Below are 20723 nucleotides of genomic sequence, written 5' to 3' on the forward strand. Positions count from 1 at the left end.
ACGTGCAGACAACAAGAATTTTAGGAACCGCCCCTAGGGAGTGCCGGTTTCCTTTATCTTGCCCTCCCCTTCCCTCAGAGATTTTCGCTTTCCTGACCTTCTCAGTCTGCAAAAGCTTCAAAGACAAAGAGCCCGCTGGCATGCGGCTCGGAACCCACTTTTCCGAACTGGTCATCCCGTCCTTTTTGACCGACAAACAGCTCTGCATCACGCCAATCGCTGGCGAATTGCTGTTGGCTGAATGGAATCGTGCCTCGAAGCGTGGGTGCAAGATCTTCCACATAGGACACCGTTTCGGCTGGCAGACTTCGACCACCTTGTAGTACATCCTCGTAACGCGTTGGCCCCGCATTGTACGCGGCTAGCATGGCTTCGATGGTGCCATAGCGATCCCAAAGGAAACTGAGATAAGCCGTGCCAGCAAAGACATTGTCGCGCGGATCAAAGGGGTCGTCGCCAAGGTCATGGCGGAGCTTCATGTCGGCCCAGGTGTCAGGCATGAGCTGCATCAGTCCCATCGCACCTTTGGGCGAGACCGCATCTTCCTTGCCTCCACTTTCTTGCTGAAGGATTGCCTTGATCCAGTCTTCCGAAAAGGAAAAGTGTCGCGCCACCTCCGCGATATGGACTGCATGTGAAGCATCTATCTCATCACCAGCATGTGCGGATGCCAAAGGTGCGAAACCTGCCACAAGAAACAGGAAGCCGCTACATATCAAGCCTAAGCGATATTTCCCGGAATAGATGAGGTGAGGAACACTCATTGTGTTGGTGCCATCCACTCAAATTGGCCGTCGCCCGCTTCGTCGGTCCAGAGCGGTCGCGCAAGGCCGATAATGGAGCTTGCAGGCAGGGGACCGAAATAGCGACCATCAAGACTGTCATCGACCTGCCAATTCATCAGGAAGATTTCGTGCTGATCGATCGTCTGGCATCCATGCCATGTCGGGAGTGCGCGGCCCACATGATCCGCTTCACGAGTATGGCCTATCGTCACCTCATCGACAGTTATCAAGCTGTCGAGACGGCAGACCATTTGACCGGGAAGGCCCACGATACGCTTCAGCAGCGGCGTACCATTGCCGATATAGCCGCGTTCAACGGCAAAACTCTGCCACGTCTCTGGCAGCCTAACGGCAACGAGATCAGTAACCTCGAGCCCGACGGGTTCCCTGAGGATATAGAGCCCAATGGGTGCGCTGGCCGAGACATTCCAGACTAGTTTCAGCGGCGGTGAGAGGAAGAATGTTGTGCCTACAATCGCGGCTGCGACAAAGGCCACAACGACATAAGTAAAGCGTCTCATGGTGCGATCCTTTGCCGTGCGAGCCAGGCCGTATGACGCTCGATTGAGTAGCCATCAGGATCTTCCCCCGCTTTCAGCCGGTTATGGACCTGCCGCCAGTGATCCGGCGATGCATCGGCCGGATTGATGCCGATTGCGTCCACCCTGTCGATCGCTATCAAGGCACGCTGGACCTTCGACCATCCATTCAGGCGCAGAAGAATGATGCCGCCAGGACGGACGCAGGGCACGGTCTGACAGGCGCCTCCCTTGCCGACGGCCTTGATGATGTCGATGCGAGAGACTTGTGTGCCATAGCCGTTTAAGGCCCAGCGGACGAAAGCAAAGACGGCGCCCGGTTTGAAACCGACGATGCTGCGGTAAGGGTCGAGGATCGTTTCATAGCTCTTGTGCCCAAAGCGGATCCAATGCTCGATCCTGTTCTTCTCGAACGTCAGATCAACCAGCGTGAGAAATGGCGCATCCTTTGACATTGCCTCAGTCATGGCAATGTCCTCCGCGAACCTGCCGGCGGCATAGAAGCGGCACTCTGTTTCAGATATCCACTTGTCTTTGAAACAGAAGAAAAACTGTTAGAATCACTGTTAGATAAGTTACGGGAGGCGTTTCCATCGCTGAAACAAGCGCTTACAGCCTGTTCGTGCGTTTGATGTGCCGATAGGGTTGCGTCTGATGTGCCGATAGTCTCTGCGTGTGATGTGCCGATAGTGTCACCCGAAGCATCCACAGCCTTGTCTACAGTGCCTGTGCGCAAAATGACGGGAAGGATCCAGAGCCCCTCCCGACCGTTAAGCGCACCGAGGCCGAGCCGATAGCCCGGCAGAGGTTGTTGTCTTGCGATCCTGCGAATGGCCAGAGCAAAATCGGAAACACGGGCAAGGCTTCCTGATTTTCGATGCAGATGGGCAATGTCAAAGTGCCAGCCTTCTCTCTGATGCCCCACATGCTTGCGAGCGATGCGATAGAGCCAACGCTCGATCCCTCCCTTCAGTCGGAAATAGGCAGGATCGATGGAGAGCACCAAAGAGCGGTCCATCACCCCATTGTAGAACCATTCTGGCAGGATAAATTCCATGCCCTCGACACGGCCATTCATGGTGGTCCGCTCTTCCCACTCATTGATCCATGAGAATTGGCGACAGCGCCAACGGGTCCCATTGCGTATGGTGGTGGCAATGACAGTTGACTGCAGTCGCGCCAGTGAGGCCCTCAATAGGCAATATTGCCGGTTTCCCGTTTGACGTCTAATGCCTCTCAGCAACTGATAGGGCGTAAAATGCAGCAGCCGTGAACTGTGCTCCCCGGCATTTTCAGCGGCGACAATCTGGCTGGCAGCCCAGATCAGGATGTCTGCATCCCATATCGTCGCCATGCCATGGTCTGGCATTCCGAAGACCTGGATTTCGATGTCGGCCTGCTTGTAGCAGATGGGCTTCAGACGTGGGCTCTTCGCCAGAGAGAAGAAGGGCCGCTCCATGAGATCCCGCTGATCTCGCAAGCAGGGGCTGCTGGACGAGATGACAAAGGGGGAAAGCTGACCGCGTTCTTCACGCCGATCAGAATGATCCGTTCTGTGCGCAGTCATTCAAAGCTTCCCCTGCTCTTCGGCAGTCAATGGACGTGCGGGATAGACCTTTCTCGATGTCTGTTCACTGGTGGATTTACGGGCGCCCTGCTCAGTCCAGGCTTGCAGATCTTCAACCGAATAGACCACGCGACCGCCAATCTTTCGGTAGGTTGGCCCGGTACCGTAGGTGCGATGCTTTTCGAGGGTTCGAAGAGACAGCCCTAAAAAGTGAGCGGCTTCCTGCGTTCGCAGAAGGCGTGAGGGCATATCTGGGTCAAGCTTGACCATGGCATATCTCCATATGTTCAAAGGTGACGCTATCGGAGGACAGCGAGCCATGGAGAAGCATGGCGAGAGCAACGCGCTCTGTAGCGTGCCGCATTTGAGACGCTCTATTGGCGGCACCCCTTACGCATGGGCTCAAAGTGGAAAACCGGTGAGTTTTCAAACGGACAAAATATCGGGCAAGCAAATCACAAGACATCTTCGTGCGATTGAGATAGGAAAGAAGATGGAGCAGAGACGCGCTGCTCCGGGGCGTCGAAACCCCTGTTAGAGGTTGATGTCGACCGATACGGCATCACACTCCTTGACCTTATGGTCGGGGAGCCTGTGGCGTATGTCCAGGGCTTCCCGCCTAAAGGCCACGGGGCCGCCTAACACGGTTTCGAACTCCCCGATCACCAGGGTCAAAGAGGCTATTGCGGGGGCGCACCGCAAGCCATGCCTCCTCTGAATGGAAGGGGAAGCTGATGCATACACCAATCGATCCCGATGTTGCTGACGAAGCTCCAAGAGATGATCGAGTCACCTCTTATGATGAGCAGCATTTCGTGACCTATCTGCGTCTGCTTGATGCCGAAAAAGCGGGAGCCGATTGGCAAGAGGTCGCAAGAGTCGTCCTTCACCGCGATGCCTCTATAGATGACGAGCGAAGCTATCGCTGCTGGAAAAGCCATTTGGATCGAGCCCAATGGCTCTCAAAGATCGGTTATACGACCATCCTGAGACAGGCAGCCGGAATACCCCGGAACCTGTGAAGACATTTGCTCTAGCTATTCGCCTTTGCTGTTTAGTGCCGGTTTGATCGGATAGTGAAGAAGCTGCCGGTAATCTCCACGCATCATTCTATTGCCGTGAGCCACCAGTCGACGCGCCCTGTTCTTGCGCGGATCCACTTCGAAATCCTCCTTGCGCCCCCGGAATGCCAGTAGCTGTTCAGCAAGTTTTCTATAGCTGGCCCCTTTTCGTCGTCCATCAAGTGATCGCAAAGAGAGCGTGTGCCATTGTCTCATTTGATCGGGCATGAGCCGATAATCTGGACCCGATGGGCGGTTATTGAGAGAGCGCCAAAAGCGCCTCGCTGCATGGATGCGAAGCTCTAGGTATCTGTCGAGTGGTAGATAGAATGCGTAAAGGCGAGCTTTGCTTGCTTCCCTGCAAGAAACGGAGAAATGATGCTCAGTGCCAGCGACCTGCCAAATACCATAACAGGTATTCCCGACCTGCTTCATCGTCACGTCCGTGAGCTTAGCCAGTTCGAAAGACGTCTGACCATTGCCGCCTTCAACTTGCACAGGCACAAGCGCCACGGATTGCGGCAGCATGCTCGGAGACCAAAACAGAAGTTGCTTGTCCGATGAAGTGTCCGGGTCTTGCGGGAAACAATAGCCCCCAATGTTCAGGAAAGGCGTTCTGACTGTCTTTCGAAACGGGAGCTTCGGTGTGCAACTGCCAATCGCGCCGATATGCGTCATTGCGGCGAAGATATTCCCATGCGAAACCGGCAGCATCGAGACGATTGGTGTATTGATAAGCCCCCGGACTCCGCCAATCCAGATCCTGCATGGCGTTTCCTTGATGTGGTTGATTCAATTCATTGTCCAACCGATCATTTTCAGGGAATATGAGATCTTCGGTAGCTGAGATTTAGTTATATCAATATCACTTAATTGAACCCATATGACACCCTGCGCCACTCTGCCAGCAATCTGCCGCCATGCTTTTGCCAACTCTATCTTATAGGATTTCCCGAAAACCGAGATGGCAGTGGGGGAACAAAAAATGAGGCAGAAGATCAGACTAGGCGGGATAGCTTTTCTGGCTCTTTCAATCGCTTGCGGGATCGCCGAGCGCGTCTTCTATGGAGCGAGATTGGACGAGAATGGCATTCTCCAAGAAAGCTGGTTCTTGCCACTCAGCGCTCTGTTCTTCCTGCTAGGGATAGTCCTGTTGATTTCATCCTTTCTTTTCAGAAAGAGATGAAGTTCAGAGTTGAGCATTGCGGTGGTGTAAACGACGCGGCTGAGTTACGCCACCTGTTTCAAATCGCTTGCATCCGGGAAGACGGCTCGGTTCCGGCCATTTTCCTTGGCGCAATAGAGGCGTTGGTCAGCAATAGCCACCATCGCATCGAAATCTTTGCTCTCGGAACCGAAGGCCGAGCCGATACTGACACTCAGTTCATGGCGCACGCCGTCTTCTGGCAAAAAGTCGACGGCATTGACGGCAAGGCGAATGCGTTCTGCCAGATCCTTGGCATTCTCATAGGAAGCGTCATTGGCGAAGACAGCGAACTCCTCACCGCCCAAGCGTGCGAACAGATCACTTTCGCGCACCGCATTCGAGATAGCTTGTGTGATCTGCACCAAAGCCACATCGCCCGCAGCATGACCATAGGTATCATTGATCCGCTTGAAGTGATCAACGTCGATGGAAATCAGAACCCCATCCGGCTTGTCAGCAATTCCGGCAATGAAGCTACGACGATTGAGGATGCCTGTCAGCGTATCGTGATTGGCCTGATGCTCCAGCTCATCTTTGACAAGCTGCAGACGGGCCAGGGCGTCCTTTGCCTTGCGCCGATAGCTCTCAATGACCCAAGTGACCGGACCTGCGACAATGGTGGGAACAATGGTCGCGATGACTACTGAGGTAGGGTTCATATATCCATGAAGGATATGCGTGACGATATAGGTCACAAGCAAGGACAAGAACAAAGAAAATAAGGTCACGGCCAAAGCAACAAGAAAAATCTTCCAATTCGCTTTTTTCTCTGCGTTCGACATAAATTCCCTTCGCTCTGTTCTCGCCAATCCTTGATGTGGCCGTGTTTACATGTGTCCTGCTAATTTACGGTAAAATTTGGTATTGAATTTTTCGACATACTATCGATTTTCTCTTGAGAGCGGTCCCTTTCGATCGCTCTCAAATTGCTTTGTAGCCCTACAGTTCGCCGGTATATTCCCCACGTGCCGGGTAGTTCTTGTTGATGGCAGAATCCGTCGCGGCCAAAAGCTCCGAGAAATGCGGCCGAACGAACGGCATGGTCTGTACGGACATGTAGTAGAGCGTCTGCTGAGGCGTGATCAGGAACAAGCCCGGCTCCGAGAAGAGCGCTGGCTCTTCGATGCCTATGGATGACTTGCCTCGCGACGTGGAAATATAGAGCCCCCAGTCCTTGGCTTCCTTCAAAGGAAAATCGTAGGCTATGCGTAGCGAAGATGCACTGATGCGTTTGGCCATCTCGGTAGCCCGGTCTTCCGGATCTGAGGAGACCGCAACCGTCGTGATACCTCGTTCGGCAAAATCCGGCGTCAACCGTTCCAACTCCTTGAGATAGGTAGCGCAAAGGGGGCAATGCAATCCGCGATAAAAGCAGATGATGGTTCCGAGCTCCGCCTTTTCTTCTGAGAGGACAAACTGCCCTCCTCCAACGATTGGCAGGGACAGGTCTGGTGTCTTCTGGCGTGGCATCAACATGAGAGGCTCCTGATGATCAAAACAAAGGGAATTGCGATGACCTACAGAATAGGATACGATTGATCGGCCATAGTCCAGAAAGTCCGATAATGAGTATCAAAAATCCCTGTACCTCGCTTGATAGACTCGCCAGCCTCATTCAAGGAATATCCGTAGAAGCGGTTTTTGCCGGGCCTGAAGAGGCGGCTGATCTCTCGATCTCTGATGACGTCAGCCAAGTCACGGTTGGTCCATCGAGCAGCGCTGTTGTCTCCATCACCCTGTCGCCATCTGCGAGCCAGGGCCCCTTCTCTGCCCTCGTCGGTGAAAGCCTGACACTCAAGGGTGAAGCGCAAGCCCTCGCCCGACTTCTGGTATCGGAAACACAGGATCCTCGATGTGGAACGCGAGCGCTGCGCGATGCCTATGTCAAAGCGATGATCATTCATCTCCTCAGGGATGAAATCGCTGCAGGACACATCAAGTCTGGCCCGCTGGCCGGCCTTTCCGATCCGCGTCTAGCCCGCGCCATCGTCGCGATGCATGACAATCCGGGGCGCAACTGGCAGGCAGTTGATCTTGCCGATCTTGCAGGCATGTCTCGCGCCGCCTTCATGCGCAGCTTCCGGACCATAGTTGGCGAAACCCCGATCAGCTATCTTCGTCATTGGAGGCTAGACCGAGCAAAGGAAGCTCTTCTGCGCGGCGAGCGGGTCGGACAGGTCGCACGTTCCTATGGCTATGGCTCACCCGACGCCTTTTCGCGAGCCTTTCACACGGCGGAAGGAAAGCTGCCTTCCGACGTTTGCGTGAAAGGCTCGGACCAGAAGGCCCGCGTTCCAAGCTAATCATTTAGATCGCGGGCGGCAAAGACACCCAGAATGGGTAATCAGGGCGGGTTGCTGCCATTTCCCTCAGGTGCGAGGTCACCGACACCGCAGGCGAAAGCGGCCATTCAGGGGGCCTTGAGGAGCATCCAGGCATAGGCTACCGGTTCGGGCGGTAAGAGGTTATTTGAAGCAGATTCGAGATTTCTAATGCTGCTGAAATAAGTGGTCATTGGCATAAACGGCTTGGGCCTTAAGGGGTACGTGACCTGACCAAGTACGCCCACTGTTGTTTCGATCTGCAACAATGTAAGCAAATTGATACCTTTCCTTGCATCAGACAAGTAGAGAAATGTGTTGCGTTGCAAATGTCCCGCCTTGGTTAAGCTGCCTCATGAAGCTTATTTCGGCCGATGTCACCAATCACCGCAGCAGTATTGATTTTAACCTGGTCAGATTGGGCAAGCTACTTGTTTGGTAGGGAAGTAGGCGGCGGGCAAGACCACTTTCTTGAAGGCGCTCGAATGCATAAACTCAACAGATGGGAACTATACCTCATATGATAAAACAGAGAATTACCCGCGCCGTTTCCTCGCCGATTACAATGAATGACATGGCAACGGCGACACCTAGGCCGTTGTTACACGCTGGGAGTTAGAACACGAAGACACGGCCCTTTTGGTCGAAGAATTTGGTGAAGATGTCGTTAGTGGGAAAGAGGTGGTAATTGAAAAGTCCTATAATCAGACGAATACGACTTGGAAAGTACCAATTTATGATTCAATTTGGGTTTGACAGTCGCGGCCTTGGCGAAGGCCTTTTTTGATCTAATCGACTTGCGCTTACGGATGGCATATACCCGATCCTGCGCTTCCGCCCGCAAAAATGCTTCCCAATCTGGTACCCGACGGATAAAGCCTTTTATTGTGCAGGCGGGCACATGCTTATGCCTGCGAATGTTGCTCAAAGTTTTAAGGCAAGGGATGACGTTGGATTTTTGCTTATCCAGCGGTCGCTGTGCAGCTTCCGATCGCTGGAAAGGCACTTGCAAAATGGTCGAACTCTTCTTCCAAGCGTTGAGGTCCTCGTGACTCGACAGGGCCCAACTCCATGATTTGAGGACAATGGAATTGGTAGGTTTGGTCAGGTGGCAGGGTAAATCCCCGTTAGAATAGTGGTAATGGGCTTAAGAAATTTTTTGAATTTGCCTTCGAGAGAATTAAAGATTTTTGTAGATTGAAAAATCGAAGTGCTCATCTAGTTCCTTAACGCGATCCATCACTTTTTGATTGTCAATTTGAGCCCTTCGGCGGTCATATATTTGACTGTTTCCGTTTATTTTTTCCAAAATCGTTACTAGCTGGGGTTGAGAAAGCCTGCTAATTATCGGGGCAATTAAGGAGGTAAAACGGATGTCCGCGGTATCATAACTGCCGCTATCCCCAAAGAAGGTAATCTTTAGATTATCAATCTTTTCCTTCCATTCTGGTGCGTCGTAGAGCTCTGTTAAACGGTTCCAACTGGAGGATGTTGGTCTTGAATATCCGAAACCTTCCTCAACTTTCTGCTTGACCTTTTCATAATGCTCATCAGGATCCTCAGATAAAAAGCTACTCAGCAAAAACGCGTCGGAGTTCTCTTCGCATGTTCTTTCGATTGCCACTTTTGCATGTGGTTCAAGTGGTTCATATAGACTTGGAAGGCCAGAAAGCAGTTCAATGAGTAGAATCAAAATATCTTGATTTGTACTCAATGCGCTAAAATGTTCGGTCGCCGAGTTAAGACAAACTAGGGCTTTATTTGGATCATTTGAAACTAAAATTTTGAGTGATCGATAATTTATGTCTCTATTTTCGTCACATTTCTCGTTTTCAAGATTAAATACTATTTTCCACAAACCTTTTAAAGCTTGTTCATATCTTATCCCTTCAATTTTGTTGAAGTACTTGCTGTTCAGGTAGCGCTTTAAATCTGCATCACCTGGAAATATTTCTTTATTTTCCGCTAGGTCATCGAGAAGTTTATTGACAACTGAAGTAGCGAAAAGTGGTGGCTTCAATAGCAAATCATCAAGGGCATTACGTATTAGTGCTCTTGTTGTCTCTTGATTAGGACGGTGTAGAACGGCACCATCAGATATCACAGGATGTGCAGACAGATGTCTTTCAGCTTGAAGATTGGCAAAGTTTCGATGCTCGATTGCATTAAGTAATTCAGTTTTTTTGGTCACATCATCAATTAGTTTTATTTCCCAAGCAGACGATTTAGGTTCTCTGGTCTGAATTGCTTCCATGTCCTCCAAAATTCTCTTCGCTACAGTGTCACTGTGCTGCTCTTCTAAACTTCGAAGTTTATAAATCAGGTCACATATCACTACGGACCATAGCATTACGGCTGCTGAACGATAGTTTCCGGTATGATACGAGCTCAGCACCTCTTGAAAGTTTTCTTTTGTGTGGGAATTATCAATTTTGCTTGCTGCAAACTCCAGAGAATACGTGTTCTTCATCCGCCTGAATTTCTCGTAATGATTGAATTTCCTAAAAATATACAATTAATTTTGACCGGCGCAATCAATGATATGTGGTGCATGTAAGTTTTGAACCAATGAGTTTAATTCATCCTTGAGAGTGGGTTGCCTGTGCAGCCTTGCTTCCGGCGAGGATGGAGATGGAAGGGGGCAAGGAAAATCGATGTTGAGTGGTGCGGGCGCAAGGTAGTGAGCCACGGACAGCGTCTACTTTCCTTGCGGGGAGAAAGAGGCAATTCAAACGTTCAAACGGCAGTCCTGCATGAGCACTGAGCAGATTTACGCAAAGAGCCTCAAACCCAATAGGCGATAGGTTTTCAAAGTCGTAACGTTCTGACATAATTTAGTTTTTTGATCTCTTGATATGCTTGGCGGTATTGGAAATGCATTTCCAAGTGTTTAAATTCCAAGTTTTTGGAAAAACAACTTGTTTCTCATTTCAGCGTCATTCAGTACTTTGTCCCAGCTCAAAACTTCCATATAGAGGTTATTATTACCGAACCAGTTAAACCACCCCATGCGATCAGGCATTGGTGTGAAGTTTTTCTCAAACTCCAACCATTCAGTTACTTTTTCCGAGAGTTCGCACATAACATACCCATAGAATGGCGTGTTGCTTGCTACATTCATTGGGCGACCCTTTGGTGTTTTGTAGTTTCCTTTTTTTACATTGTTTACATAGCGGATGATTTGTTGAACAGGATCTTCCTTTGAAGATGGATTCACAAAGTCATCGCGGCCAGGTTTCTTAAACTCGAACACTGTTATTGGGTTGCTCGCCTCATTGTCACCTCGGAAAAGAACTGGGCGATCAAAAACGAGAAGATCTGGTCTGTCTTTGTTGCCAGAGCCTAAGGGTTTGTCTGAGTTTACGAAGTTTGTGAAATTCAATCGTTCATCGATGATCCACAAATTATGATCGTCTAGCGAGCAATCTGAGCTACCTTTTTTTCTGGGAAAGATTATATCGTGCACCGCAGCCTCAGAAGCATATTTTTCATTCTCATTAAGCTCCAAGCTTCGTGAGAATAGAGACAAAACATGCTTTCGAAGTGCGATGTAGTGCGCCAAATCGTTTTTGCTTGTCTTAGAGATTTGTTCAACGATGGGGGAAAGGCCTTCCGCAAGCTGGTCTGCATCCACGTTTGAAAGCATATGATGAACTTTCTTGCGCAATGTAACTTCTTGGCTGAACTTTTCTTTTTGCAATGCTGTTTCGATTTGATCTGCCGTTGGGTTGTACGGCATTAAACTTAAGTCAACCTCGTCTATTATCGTCTTATGCCAAGGAGCGATTTCATCTACATACTCGTGGACTCGCTTTATTTTTTTCTCTTGCCTTGCTATAATTGTCTCACCAAGTGCATCACGCGCAATTGCTGCTGCTGTTTTCTCGATTTCCACTTGTGACAATTGACTGAAAATGTCTCCATCCTTTGGGAAATCAAAGCCACCCCTTTCAAGAGAAACATTTTTATCTAGATAGTCACCAAATACGTAGGCTTTTACGATGTAGTTTCTGTCGCCTGCATCCAGCTCAGTTGGGGCATCAAAAAACTCATCTATAAACTCTGGTACATAATTATGGATGGCAGTGTCCGTGACTTCCCTTCTATCGGCTACGAGACTGATTTTGCTCTTTTGGCTTTTAGGAGAGTATATTTTGAAGACCCTTACGAAAAAGGCCTTGGTGTCATCAGTTCCTCCAAGCTCGAATATCTGATTATCTAGTGGAATCTCACTGAACATGCCTGACAATTGATTGTCGACGAAATCATTTAGAACGATGACACCACTACCATCTTTTTCACTAATAGATATTCTTGGACAGGAGTAATCAGCATCTATGAAATAGGGGAGAAGCTTTTCGACCAGCGTGCGGGCAATGGTTTGTATTTTCTTGTCAGAGAAACCTCTGCCGATAGCACTCTTTAACGTAACAGTGGAGCCGGTGTTAAGTTGGTCAGTTTCCTGTACCACTTCATTGATTATGATGTCTTTACTTTTTCCCATCTTGAAGGAGCGCTGTTTGTATACGTCGCCACTTCGAAACACACTATTTACGGTTAAGTCGTTGAAATACTTTAGACAAGTAAAACGACCGAAACCTTTTCCGCCTTGGGCAATTTTATGATCGGTATACAAAGTGTCGAATGAGTCTCTGTTTGACTCATTGAATCCTATACCATCGTCTTCGATTACAAAGCTTTCAACTTTTGGCTTTCCACCTTCTAGTTCTTGCTGTTTAGATCTTTGAACCTTGATGCTAATTTTGCCTTTGTGATCGGGTTTGGCGTCAATTGCTTGAATCGCATTTACGATCGCTTCTACAATTGGAGTATAGACAGTGGTTCCTGATCGAATGTTTTCGACAACACGCTTGATGTTTACACTGCTCATTTTATTTCTCTTTTTGTCTTGGAAGCGATAAAGTGCAACTCATGTTGGTCCTGAAGATCCAACATTTTTTGTATTACAGAAGAATCAATTAAAGGTTGTAATCTTGTGTCTGTCCCTCGTCAACTTGTACTTTACCGGGGATGTAACGGAGGGGTGTAGCCGTTCACAGGTCAGAGACATTAACATTGTCTTGGACTTACTTCCTTACACCGCTCTCTCTTTTGGGCATGTTTGCTAAGAGAGAGAGACGTTCTAGACAGTTCTAGTTCGCCATCCGTCATCTTATCTCTAAAAATGTTGCACTTCGCTCGAATGACAGCAATGGGAAAATGGACTTGTCCTAGGTGATAGGTGTGGGATGTCGCCTTTGGGCCGAAGTTAATTATGTTCGGTTATAGTCATTGTTGGAAGGAACTCGTCCAAAAACGGAGAGAAAAATGCCAGACTACGGCCACCTCGATAGCGCTCCTCACCAAGCGCCGCTTTCTCACGGCGACAGAGAAGCCGCGTCTAGAGCTGCTCGACAAAAGCGTCAACAACGTGAGATGCAACAACGCGTGTTCGCCTACCTCTTCTGCATCATCGCGCTGCTTTTCATTATTTTTCTGATTGGTTGGTAGATTTGCTCGCGCTTGAATTTTGCAAACAAACTTAATGTCTGAAATTGGGAAGCGGGCTTCTTGAAAGTCGTTCCTGGCGAATGGCGGCAATGGGCCGCGTTTGCAAAAATCAGGCCTTGATCATCGTTTTGATATGATGATGCATCGCACTCGACCGCTTCGAGCCCAAACTCGACATTAGAAATGGTTGGGTGTTTGCATGCGTGAAAGAAGTATCTGGAAACCTCGGCCCAGAGCAGTCGATCGCTGGGGGCTACATTCCAGAAGCCGGTCTACCCATTCCTGACATTCGAACGAAGTGCTGCATTTTGTTGCTTCGGACGCCTGTAGCGTTGAGAGTATCTACATTTTCTGCGGCGCCATTACATCTGAGATACCGAAGAAATGTGTGGCAGTTTGTGCCAACCTGCGTGATGCAGAGAATAGGCAAACTCGGCCTGACAATTCGTTTCAGAATGTCGAATTCATGCTGTTGGGGTGGGGTTGCGTGTTGCCACCGGGTTGGTCGAGACCGGCGATACGTTCAAGATCGTCCTCATCCAACACAAAGTCCCAAATATCCAGATTTTCACTGAGCCGAGTGGGTGTGGCGGTTTTCGGCAAAGGAACAAGGGCTTGCTGGAGGTGCCACCGGAGGATGACTTGCGCAGCTGTGCGGCCATGCTTTTTCGCAATCGAACAAATGTCGTGGTCTTGCAGTTCACCGCCCCAGCACCCGCCAAGCGGACTATAGCTCTCGATGGCAATGCCGAGTTTGGCATGATGATCCCTGATATCCAGTTGCTGGAAATAGGGATGGATTTCAATCTGGTTGACCGAGGGCACAACGCCCGTTTGCCCGATCAACCTGTCAATATGGGCTGATGTGAAATTGGAAACACCAATGGAGCGAAGCAACCCTTTCGATTGAAACTCGATGAGCGCCTCCCAGGTCTCGACGTAAAGATCCTGCTTCGGCATTGGCCAATGGATGAGAAACAGGTCCAGATAGTCCAGTTGCAGCCTTTCGAGGCTTTCGCGGCAGGAACGTATCGCTTTGTCGTACCCCATATGCCTGCCTCGGAGCTTCGAGGTAACGAACAGCTCTTCTCGGATGAGCCCTGACGCCTTTAATCCTCTGCCGACGCCTTCTTCATTGTCATAGGCCTGCGCCGTGTCGATATGGCGATAGCCGACGGTAATCGCCCGGCGCACCAGATCTTCGGCCCTTGCATTCCGGATTTGCCAGACGCCATATCCGACAGTCGGCATGGAGTGGCCATCGTTGAGAAGAATGGGTTTTGTATCCATTGGATTGAATGACCTCCAAAAAGCCTTGAAATTACCCAGTGCAGTTTGGCCTTTCGCGTCACGCGTTCCAACACGTCAGCTCGAAAGGCCAAGGCGGCAAGATTACTTTACATCCAAAGTGACCGGAGCATTGTCCGGGATGGCGGCCAGCTGTTCGATGCTGGCGTCGATCTTGCCGAGCGGAACCTTGCCCGACCAATAACCGATCGGGCCATAGTAGAGGGCGATCCAGCGACCGGGATGATAATAGCCAACCTCGGGGAACAATGGCTCGTCCCCCCGTGGAGCACCTTCCATGGAGAGCGCATTGTTGAGCCGGATGAGTTTTTCGTCATAGCCGGCATAGTCTTCCGCCTTCAGCTTCAGAGGCAATTTTGAGAGCAGGTCTTTTGCTGTCGGGTTGTCATAGAGGCTGACCGTGAAGGCGCTTGTACCAACATGCAGCACAAGCGTTTCGCCACTCAATTTGCGAAGATCGGCGTTGTTTGTACCCTTGCTGCCGCTTTGTGCGGCAAATGCCTGAACAAGGGCAAGGGACAGCGCGGCGAAGACGACGAGGATAAATTTCTTTTTCATGTGAGGGTCCTTTCAAATCCATCTCAAGGCGTTGTCGGGCAGCATCAATCCTGAGCGATGAGCGTGCCGTCTGCCAGAAGCTTGCCACCATAGACGGGGAACAGGCTCGCCTCGCCGTAGTTCCTGATCCGCTCGGCCTGCTTCAAAGCATCCATGTCAGCATCTGATATCTCGAAATCGATAAGAGCGTTGGTGCGCATGTGATCCGGATTGGCGGTTTTCGGAAGCGGCAACATGCCCAGCTGCAGGCAGTAGCGGATGCAGAGCTGGGGAACACTGACGCCATAGTTAGCGGCCATTTGGGAGAGCATGCCGTTCTGCAGGATCTGGCCATGCGCAACCGGAGAATAGGCCTCCACTAGGATGTCTTTGCTTTGGCAGTATGTAATCAGATCAAAGGGCGTGTTGCTGACATGGGCCAGAATCTGGTTGACCATCGGCTTGACCGAGCCATTGTTGAGAAGATTGTCAAGATCCGGCTCATCAAAGTTGGAGACACCGATGGCACGCAGTTTGCCCGCCGAATAGGCCTCTTCCAATGCCCGCCATGCTTCCAGATTGCCTTCGAAGAACCGATCCCCGCCACGGAAATCGGTCCAAGGCTGAGGGCTGTGAATGATCATCAGGTCAATATGGTCAAGGCCCAGTGCGGAAAGGGAGCCATCGATCGCGGCCTTTGCCTCGGCGTATGTCTTGATGGCGGCTTCCAGCTTTGTCGTGATAAACAGCTGATCGCGGGCAACACCGCAGGTGCGAATGCCTTCTCCCACGCCGCGTTCATTCATATAGCCTTGGGCGGTGTCGAAATGGCGATATCCGATTTCGGCTGCCGCTCGCACGGCAGCGGGTGCGTCGCTCTCTTCGATCATCCATGTGCCAAGACCAAGCTTGGGGATCTCGACACCATTGGAAAGAGTGAATGCTTCGTTGAGGATCATATTCCAGTCCTTTCCCGTTTTGCCGCGGCATCTCCTGCTCGTCCGGAGCAACGGTCATCCTGTCGGCAACTGTAGTTCGTGCCCCTAATCTAGCTCCGCTTGATCATTGTGATTAGATGGCATAATCTGCATGAACTTATGGATAATTAATAATAATGGCTGGAGGTTCCCTTGGATCGCAAGGACCTGAATGACATGCTTCTGTTCATGGCGGTTGCTGAAGAGCGCAGCTTCACGAGGGCCGCGGCGCGGTTGGGTGTGTCGCAATCCACCCTCAGTCACACGATCAGGGATCTTGAAAGCCGACTGGGCATCCGCCTTCTGGCCCGTACGACACGCAACGTCACACCGACAGAAGAAGGAGAGCGCCTGCTGAGGTCTCTGGCGCCCCGCATTGAGGAGATCGATGCCGAGGTCGAGTCCCTGAAGATCCAGAAAGGAAGAATGGCTGGCACGGTTCGCCTGACCTTGTCCGAGGATGCTCTGCAGAGCGTGGTCTGGCCCAAGCTGCAACCGGTTCTCCAGCAACATCCTGAACTGCGCGTCGAATTCTACAATGACAACGGGTTTCGCAATATCGTCGAGGATCGACTAGACGCTGGTGTTCGTCTAGGAGAGAGCGTGGATCAGGACATGATCGGGGTGAGGATCGGTCCGGATTGGCGCCTTGTTGCCGTCGCATCCCCCAGTTATCTCAGCCGCAATCCGGCTCCTCTGCATCCAAGGGATCTGCTCAATCACGTTTGCATCAATCATCGCCAGCGCCCGGAAATCAGCAGCTATGCTTGGGAATTCGAAAAAGATGGTCAGGAGCTGTGTGTTCAGGTAGAGGGGCAGTTGAGCTTCAACTCCTCGATCGCGATGACCGAAGCGGCAAAAAAAGGCTTCGGCATTGCCTATCTGCCGGAGCATGCGGTGCAGGCGCTGCTTTCATCGGGCGATCTGGTGTTGCTCCTTGATGAATGGTCTCCCAAATTCAGCGGCTATCATCTCTACTATCCAAGCAGGAAGCAGAATTCGGCGGCTTTCCGGCTGGTGGTAGATACGCTGAAAACGCCGCGAGCTTGACGTCAGCAAACGCTCATTCAGGCAGTGATTTGTAATTGCGATCCAAAGTTGTCTTCCACCAGTTACCGAAAGCTCCGAAGAGATTTGCCCACACTTGCCGTTTGAACGAAACGCAGCATTTTCGGTGACAAGATGGCAAACAGACGAGCTAACCAGCCTTTTGCTGATCAAGTAACAGATAAAGGCCTTTTTGCGCTAGCCAGCATTCGATGAGCAGTGAAAGCCGTCATTCATTTGTCGGCATTTCCCAGCTTTGCTGCCTCATGAGAACCGTACTCTGGGCCTTGAGCCTGTCGATGAGGAGGCGCAGGGCGGAGCTCATCTGTCGCCGGCTGGAATAGAACAAATGATAGCCTTCAAACGGCGGGCACCAGTCGTCAAGCAGGCGTACCAGACTGCCTGTTCTCAACTCGTCCCTCACCTCCGTCTCGGTCACATATGCGATACCATGTCCTTCCTTTGCCGCACGAATTGCCATGTCGCTATCGTTGAAGACAAAAGAGCCGGAAACGCGCACGACAAGTTCTTCTTGATCCTTTTCAAATTCCCATTCGTAGATGGCAGCGTTGGGCCCAAAGCGGTGATTGATGCAGATATGGCTCGCAAGGTCACGGGGATGTTCTGGTGGCTCTCTGTCCTTGAGATAGCCGGGAGATGCAACAGCCGCTATTCGGACAGGAGGGCTGATGCGCACCGAAATCATATCCCTGGCAACAAATTCACCCAACCGGACCCCAGCATCAAACCGGTCCTCGGTCAGGTCATTCAGGCGAGAATCCAGATTGAGCTCGATTTCGATTTCCGGATAGTCTCTTGCAATTTCAGAGAGTACCGGCCACAACAATGTCTTAGCAATCGGTTTGCTGGCCGTCAGACGGACAAGGCCGCGGGGCGCGTCTCCGAGAGATCGCAGCTCCTCGATCCGGGCGTCGATCTGCTCCATTCCCGGCCGCAGGGTGGACAACAATTTTTCACCGGCATCAGTCAATGAGATACGGCGCGAGGTTCGGTTCATCAACTTGATGCCGATGGAAGCCTCCAGTCGCCTGATTGTATGGCTCACGGCCGACTGGGATACACCGAGCCGGGCGGCTGCGCGTGTAAAATTTGCTTCTTCAGACGCAACCAGAAATACGGCCAAATCCCCGAGATCTTCTTTTCTCATTCATACCCTCCGTTCAGAACATGACGATAGTCCAGACGATTAAACAAGTCACCTCTCTATCCATTAATCAAATTCATCGTTTCGATGCGGTTGGCGCTACTGTTCAACGCTCCAGGAACCCTCTAGCAAAAGTGCTTCAAGGAAAGAGAGAGAGAAATGAACAAAGCGGTTCCAGCAAATCAGAACAGTGTGGCAAGCAGCGTGTCCGGGGCAGTCCTTTCGATGTCCCTTTGTGTTGCCATGCTCATTGCATCCGAATTCATGCCTGCCAGCCTGCTTACGCCGATTGCAGATGGTCTTGCCGTTACAGAGGGTCAGGCCGGTCAGGCCATATCGATCAGTGGCCTGTTTGCGGTCGTCGCCAGTCTTCTGACGACCACTCTTGCAGGAAATCTGAACCGCAAGTGGATATTGATTGCAATGACGGCGATCATGTTCGTTTCTCTGGTTGCAATAGCTCTTGCCCCCGATTTTCCGGTTCTCATTTTTGCCCGTGCATTGCTTGGTATAACCATTGGCGGCTTCTGGTCCCTGGGGACTTCGGTCATCATGCGTCTGGTCCCTGCCGAGCGGGTCTCTTCGGCTTTGGCGGTCATGTATGCAGGCCAGGCAATGGCGGCAGCTTTTGCAGCGCCCGTTGGCAGCTATCTTGGGGCCATCATCGGTTGGCGCGGCGTTTTCTGGCTACTGGCCCCCATCGTTGCCATCGATCTCATCTGGCAGATAGCCACCCTGCCCTCGATGCCCGCCGGTGCCAGAATGTCTCCAGCGACGTTTGTCAGAATCTTGGGACGCCGTCATTTCCTGAATGGTATCGTTGCAGCCATTGTCGCCTATATCGGTGCGTTTTCAATGTTCACCTACCTGAGACCCTTTCTTGAAAATACTGTGCAGGTAGATGTACAGACACTGTCCTTGCTTTTTCTTGTGCTTGGCTGTTGCGGCTTTTTAGGCACATGGCTGGGTGGCAGGTTTTCGGGGAAACATGTCATTCGACTGTTGCAGATACAGCCTCTCGTCATGTCGCTTAGTTCAGTTGGCCTTATCATATTTGATCAAAGCATTCTGGCCGTCGGTCTGCTGCTGGCGATATGGGGTACCGCCAACACCATGATGTCAATTAGCTGGATGGCCTGGTTGGCGCAAACAATGGAAGACCAGCCGGAAGCCGCAGGAAGCCTGATTGTGGCGGCGATTCAAAGCGCAATCATGCTCGGTGCCATGATTGGCGGAACCCTGTTCGACCACTTTGGAATAGGCGTCACATTTTGTGGAAGCGCAGCAATTTCACTCGTTGCATTGTTCTTGATCGGAAGTGGCAGACGGCTGACGGGATAATCCGCATCTGCGAGTGAGTGGAGATGATGCGGGCAAAGCGTTCGCAGCCGATGCTGTCAGCCATATGGACCTCGGCTCGGCCGGCGATCATGACAGGCGTCTTTCCGCCGCGTTCGGGTGACCGTTTCGTTGAATGGTGCCCGCTGCCGCGGGCACCACAGTCTGGCAGGCCTAGGCGACCAGATGCTCACTGAAGAAGCTCTCCAGTTTGTCGAACGGGATGAAATCAAGCCCATCGTATAGATCCGTGTGGTTGGCACCCGGAATGATCATCAGCTCTTTCGGCTCCGCCGCATTGGCAAAGGCTGTTTCGCTGAAATAGCGGGAATGAGCCTTCTCACCGTGAATGAACAGCACAGGGCGCGGCGAGATTTCCGCGATATAGGTCAGAATGGGCATGTTCATGAAAGACAAAGGTGTCGTGAGGGTCCACGACCCATTCGAGTTGACGGATCTTTCGTGAAACCCACGAGGCTTTTTGTAGTAGTCGGCATATTCCACCACAAACTGTGGCTCGCCACCCTTCAGCTCAAGGGATACCGGACCATAGGCCGGGCTGCCTTTTTCCGCATCCTGCCAACGCTGCTGGCTCAACTGTTCCAGGTTCTGGGTGCGCTGTTCCAGCGTGACACTGTCATTGTAGCCCTTGGACATGACGCGGGTCATGTCATACATCGTGCTTGCCACCACTGCCTTGACGCGCTTGTCGACGGCAACAGCATTCAATGCCATGCCACCAAATCCACAAATGCCGATGATGCCGATCCGCTCACGATCAACGAAGGACTGCAGGCCAAGGCAATCAACGGCGGCGCTGAAGTCTTCGGTATTGATGTCGGGAGAGGCAATGTTGCGCGGCTCGCCGCTACTTTCCCCGGTGTAGGATGGGTCAAAGGCCAGCGTCACAAAGCCACGCTCTGCCATGGTCTGGGCATATAGGCCAGATGACTGTTCCTTGACAGCGCCGAACGGTCCGCTGACAGCAATCGCAGCAAACTTCTTTCCATCTCTGTTCCTTGGCAAATAGAGATCACCGGCCAGCGTGATGCCATAACGGTTTTTGAAGCTGACTTTCTGATGATCGACTTTTTCACTCTTCGGGAAAGTCTTGTCCCATTCCTCTGACATAGTTTGTGCCTTTACGCTTGAACTGTTAAAAATCGACGCCGCACCAAGGGCTGCGACACCTGCTCCCGTCAACTTGAGAAGGTCCCGGCGACCTGTGTTGACATTATCCTCAGCGCGAGGCCGAGAAGGCTTTCTGCTCATCGATTATCTCCTTTGGGAAACATGCGCGAGTTGGTTTTGGTTGCTGGATTACCTACAACAATATGGCCAGGACCTCGGGAGACAGTAG

The 20723-nt window shown here is 51.2% G+C and carries 22 protein-coding genes; 6 read left to right on the forward strand and 16 right to left on the reverse strand.

Going from position 1 to position 20723, the window contains the following annotated elements; translation table 11 throughout:
* Positions 1–101: 101 nt before the first annotated feature.
* Genes DSL70_RS06200 through DSL70_RS06220 form a run of 5 tightly spaced genes read right to left on the reverse strand, consistent with a single transcriptional unit; the run spans position 102 to position 3161 of the window.
* The gene (locus DSL70_RS06200) at positions 102–764 is read right to left on the reverse strand and encodes a lytic transglycosylase domain-containing protein (RefSeq protein WP_119307018.1); all 663 of its coding nucleotides are present in this window, start codon (positions 762–764) and stop codon (positions 102–104) included.
* Positions 761–1306 carry a S26 family signal peptidase gene (locus tag DSL70_RS06205; protein ID WP_119307019.1) on the reverse strand — a complete coding sequence of 182 codons (546 nt, stop codon included), beginning with the start codon at positions 1304–1306 and terminating at the stop codon, positions 761–763. The genes DSL70_RS06200 and DSL70_RS06205 overlap by 4 nt, the downstream gene beginning before the upstream one ends.
* Entirely contained in the window at positions 1303–1791 is a 489-nt protein-coding gene (locus DSL70_RS06210) for a DUF2840 domain-containing protein (RefSeq protein WP_119307020.1), read from the reverse strand. The genes DSL70_RS06205 and DSL70_RS06210 overlap by 4 nt, the downstream gene beginning before the upstream one ends.
* Positions 1788–2891 carry a replication initiator protein A gene (locus DSL70_RS06215; protein WP_119307021.1) on the reverse strand — a complete coding sequence of 368 codons (1104 nt, stop codon included), beginning with the start codon at positions 2889–2891 and terminating at the stop codon, positions 1788–1790. The genes DSL70_RS06210 and DSL70_RS06215 overlap by 4 nt, the downstream gene beginning before the upstream one ends.
* Positions 2892–3161 carry a helix-turn-helix transcriptional regulator gene (locus tag DSL70_RS06220; protein ID WP_245418106.1) on the reverse strand — a complete coding sequence of 90 codons (270 nt, stop codon included), beginning with the start codon at positions 3159–3161 and terminating at the stop codon, positions 2892–2894. It abuts the gene before it with no gap.
* Between the two features lie 464 nt (positions 3162–3625).
* On the opposite strand from DSL70_RS06220, the gene DSL70_RS06235 reads away from it, so the two are divergent.
* A complete protein-coding gene (locus tag DSL70_RS06235; RefSeq protein ID WP_119307023.1) occupies positions 3626–3913 on the forward strand; it encodes a DNA -binding domain-containing protein in 288 nt (95 codons plus the stop codon).
* A gap of 15 nt (positions 3914–3928) precedes the next feature.
* On the opposite strand, the gene DSL70_RS06240 is transcribed toward DSL70_RS06235, so the two are convergent.
* Both DSL70_RS06240 and DSL70_RS06245 read right to left on the reverse strand, forming a co-directional pair.
* On the reverse strand, positions 3929–4480 hold the full coding sequence (locus DSL70_RS06240) for a DUF2285 domain-containing protein (protein WP_162916403.1): 552 nt from the start codon (positions 4478–4480) through the stop codon (positions 3929–3931).
* Positions 4440–4721: a transcriptional regulator domain-containing protein gene (locus DSL70_RS06245; RefSeq protein WP_119307024.1), complete on the reverse strand. Its 282-nt coding sequence runs from the start codon at positions 4719–4721 to the stop codon at positions 4440–4442. The genes DSL70_RS06240 and DSL70_RS06245 overlap by 41 nt, the downstream gene beginning before the upstream one ends.
* A 216-nt stretch (positions 4722–4937) precedes the next feature.
* On the opposite strand from DSL70_RS06245, the gene DSL70_RS22870 reads away from it, so the two are divergent.
* Positions 4938–5138, forward strand: a complete 201-nt coding sequence (locus DSL70_RS22870; protein WP_162916404.1) for a DUF3955 domain-containing protein — start codon at positions 4938–4940, stop codon at positions 5136–5138.
* A gap of 44 nt (positions 5139–5182) precedes the next feature.
* Here the strand turns inward: DSL70_RS22870 and DSL70_RS06255 are convergent, their stop codons facing one another.
* Both DSL70_RS06255 and DSL70_RS06260 read right to left on the reverse strand, forming a co-directional pair.
* Positions 5183–5941 (reverse strand): GGDEF domain-containing protein, encoded by a 759-nt coding sequence (locus DSL70_RS06255; RefSeq protein WP_119307026.1) that lies wholly within the window; start codon positions 5939–5941, stop codon positions 5183–5185.
* A gap of 157 nt (positions 5942–6098) precedes the next feature.
* Positions 6099–6635 carry a peroxiredoxin-like family protein gene (locus tag DSL70_RS06260; RefSeq protein ID WP_119307027.1) on the reverse strand — a complete coding sequence of 179 codons (537 nt, stop codon included), beginning with the start codon at positions 6633–6635 and terminating at the stop codon, positions 6099–6101.
* An 89-nt stretch (positions 6636–6724) separates the two neighbouring features.
* On the opposite strand from DSL70_RS06260, the gene DSL70_RS06265 reads away from it, so the two are divergent.
* Positions 6725–7462: a helix-turn-helix transcriptional regulator gene (locus DSL70_RS06265; RefSeq protein WP_119307028.1), complete on the forward strand. Its 738-nt coding sequence runs from the start codon at positions 6725–6727 to the stop codon at positions 7460–7462.
* Positions 7463–8660: 1198 nt separating this feature from the next.
* On the opposite strand, the gene DSL70_RS06270 is transcribed toward DSL70_RS06265, so the two are convergent.
* Both DSL70_RS06270 and DSL70_RS06275 read right to left on the reverse strand, forming a co-directional pair.
* Positions 8661–9950: a hypothetical protein gene (locus DSL70_RS06270; protein ID WP_119307029.1), complete on the reverse strand. Its 1290-nt coding sequence runs from the start codon at positions 9948–9950 to the stop codon at positions 8661–8663.
* A gap of 420 nt (positions 9951–10370) precedes the next feature.
* Positions 10371–12371, reverse strand: a complete 2001-nt coding sequence (locus tag DSL70_RS06275) for an ATP-binding protein (protein WP_119307030.1) — start codon at positions 12369–12371, stop codon at positions 10371–10373.
* A gap of 437 nt (positions 12372–12808) precedes the next feature.
* Here DSL70_RS06275 and DSL70_RS06280 point away from each other — a divergent pair, with 437 nt between their 5' ends.
* Positions 12809–12991 carry a hypothetical protein gene (locus DSL70_RS06280; protein WP_119307031.1) on the forward strand — a complete coding sequence of 61 codons (183 nt, stop codon included), beginning with the start codon at positions 12809–12811 and terminating at the stop codon, positions 12989–12991.
* A gap of 450 nt (positions 12992–13441) precedes the next feature.
* Here DSL70_RS06280 and DSL70_RS06285 read toward each other — a convergent pair whose 3' ends face one another.
* From DSL70_RS06285 to DSL70_RS06295, 3 genes are all read right to left on the reverse strand, one after another.
* A complete protein-coding gene (locus DSL70_RS06285) occupies positions 13442–14281 on the reverse strand; it encodes an aldo/keto reductase (protein ID WP_119307032.1) in 840 nt (279 codons plus the stop codon).
* A gap of 102 nt (positions 14282–14383) precedes the next feature.
* Positions 14384–14857, reverse strand: a complete 474-nt coding sequence (locus DSL70_RS06290; RefSeq protein ID WP_119307033.1) for a cyclophilin-like fold protein — start codon at positions 14855–14857, stop codon at positions 14384–14386.
* A gap of 44 nt (positions 14858–14901) precedes the next feature.
* Positions 14902–15795, reverse strand: a complete 894-nt coding sequence (locus DSL70_RS06295) for an aldo/keto reductase (RefSeq protein WP_119307034.1) — start codon at positions 15793–15795, stop codon at positions 14902–14904.
* 171 nt (positions 15796–15966) lie between these two features.
* Here DSL70_RS06295 and DSL70_RS06300 point away from each other — a divergent pair, with 171 nt between their 5' ends.
* Positions 15967–16863: a LysR family transcriptional regulator gene (locus tag DSL70_RS06300; RefSeq protein ID WP_119307035.1), complete on the forward strand. Its 897-nt coding sequence runs from the start codon at positions 15967–15969 to the stop codon at positions 16861–16863.
* 226 nt (positions 16864–17089) lie between these two features.
* Here DSL70_RS06300 and DSL70_RS06305 read toward each other — a convergent pair whose 3' ends face one another.
* Complete coding sequence (locus DSL70_RS06305; RefSeq protein ID WP_119307036.1) at positions 17090–18028, reverse strand: LysR family transcriptional regulator; 939 nt, start codon at positions 18026–18028, stop codon at positions 17090–17092.
* A gap of 156 nt (positions 18029–18184) precedes the next feature.
* Between DSL70_RS06305 and DSL70_RS06310 the strand changes: the two genes are divergently transcribed.
* Positions 18185–19366, forward strand: coding sequence for an MFS transporter (locus tag DSL70_RS06310; RefSeq protein WP_119307037.1), 1182 nt, complete (start codon positions 18185–18187; stop codon positions 19364–19366).
* A gap of 171 nt (positions 19367–19537) precedes the next feature.
* Here the strand turns inward: DSL70_RS06310 and DSL70_RS06315 are convergent, their stop codons facing one another.
* Positions 19538–20635, reverse strand: a complete 1098-nt coding sequence (locus tag DSL70_RS06315) for an alpha/beta hydrolase (protein WP_119307038.1) — start codon at positions 20633–20635, stop codon at positions 19538–19540.
* Positions 20636–20723: the final 88 nt, after the last annotated feature.

The organism is Cohaesibacter haloalkalitolerans, from assembly GCF_003574655.1.
Taxonomy (GTDB): domain Bacteria; phylum Pseudomonadota; class Alphaproteobacteria; order Rhizobiales; family Cohaesibacteraceae; genus Cohaesibacter; species Cohaesibacter haloalkalitolerans.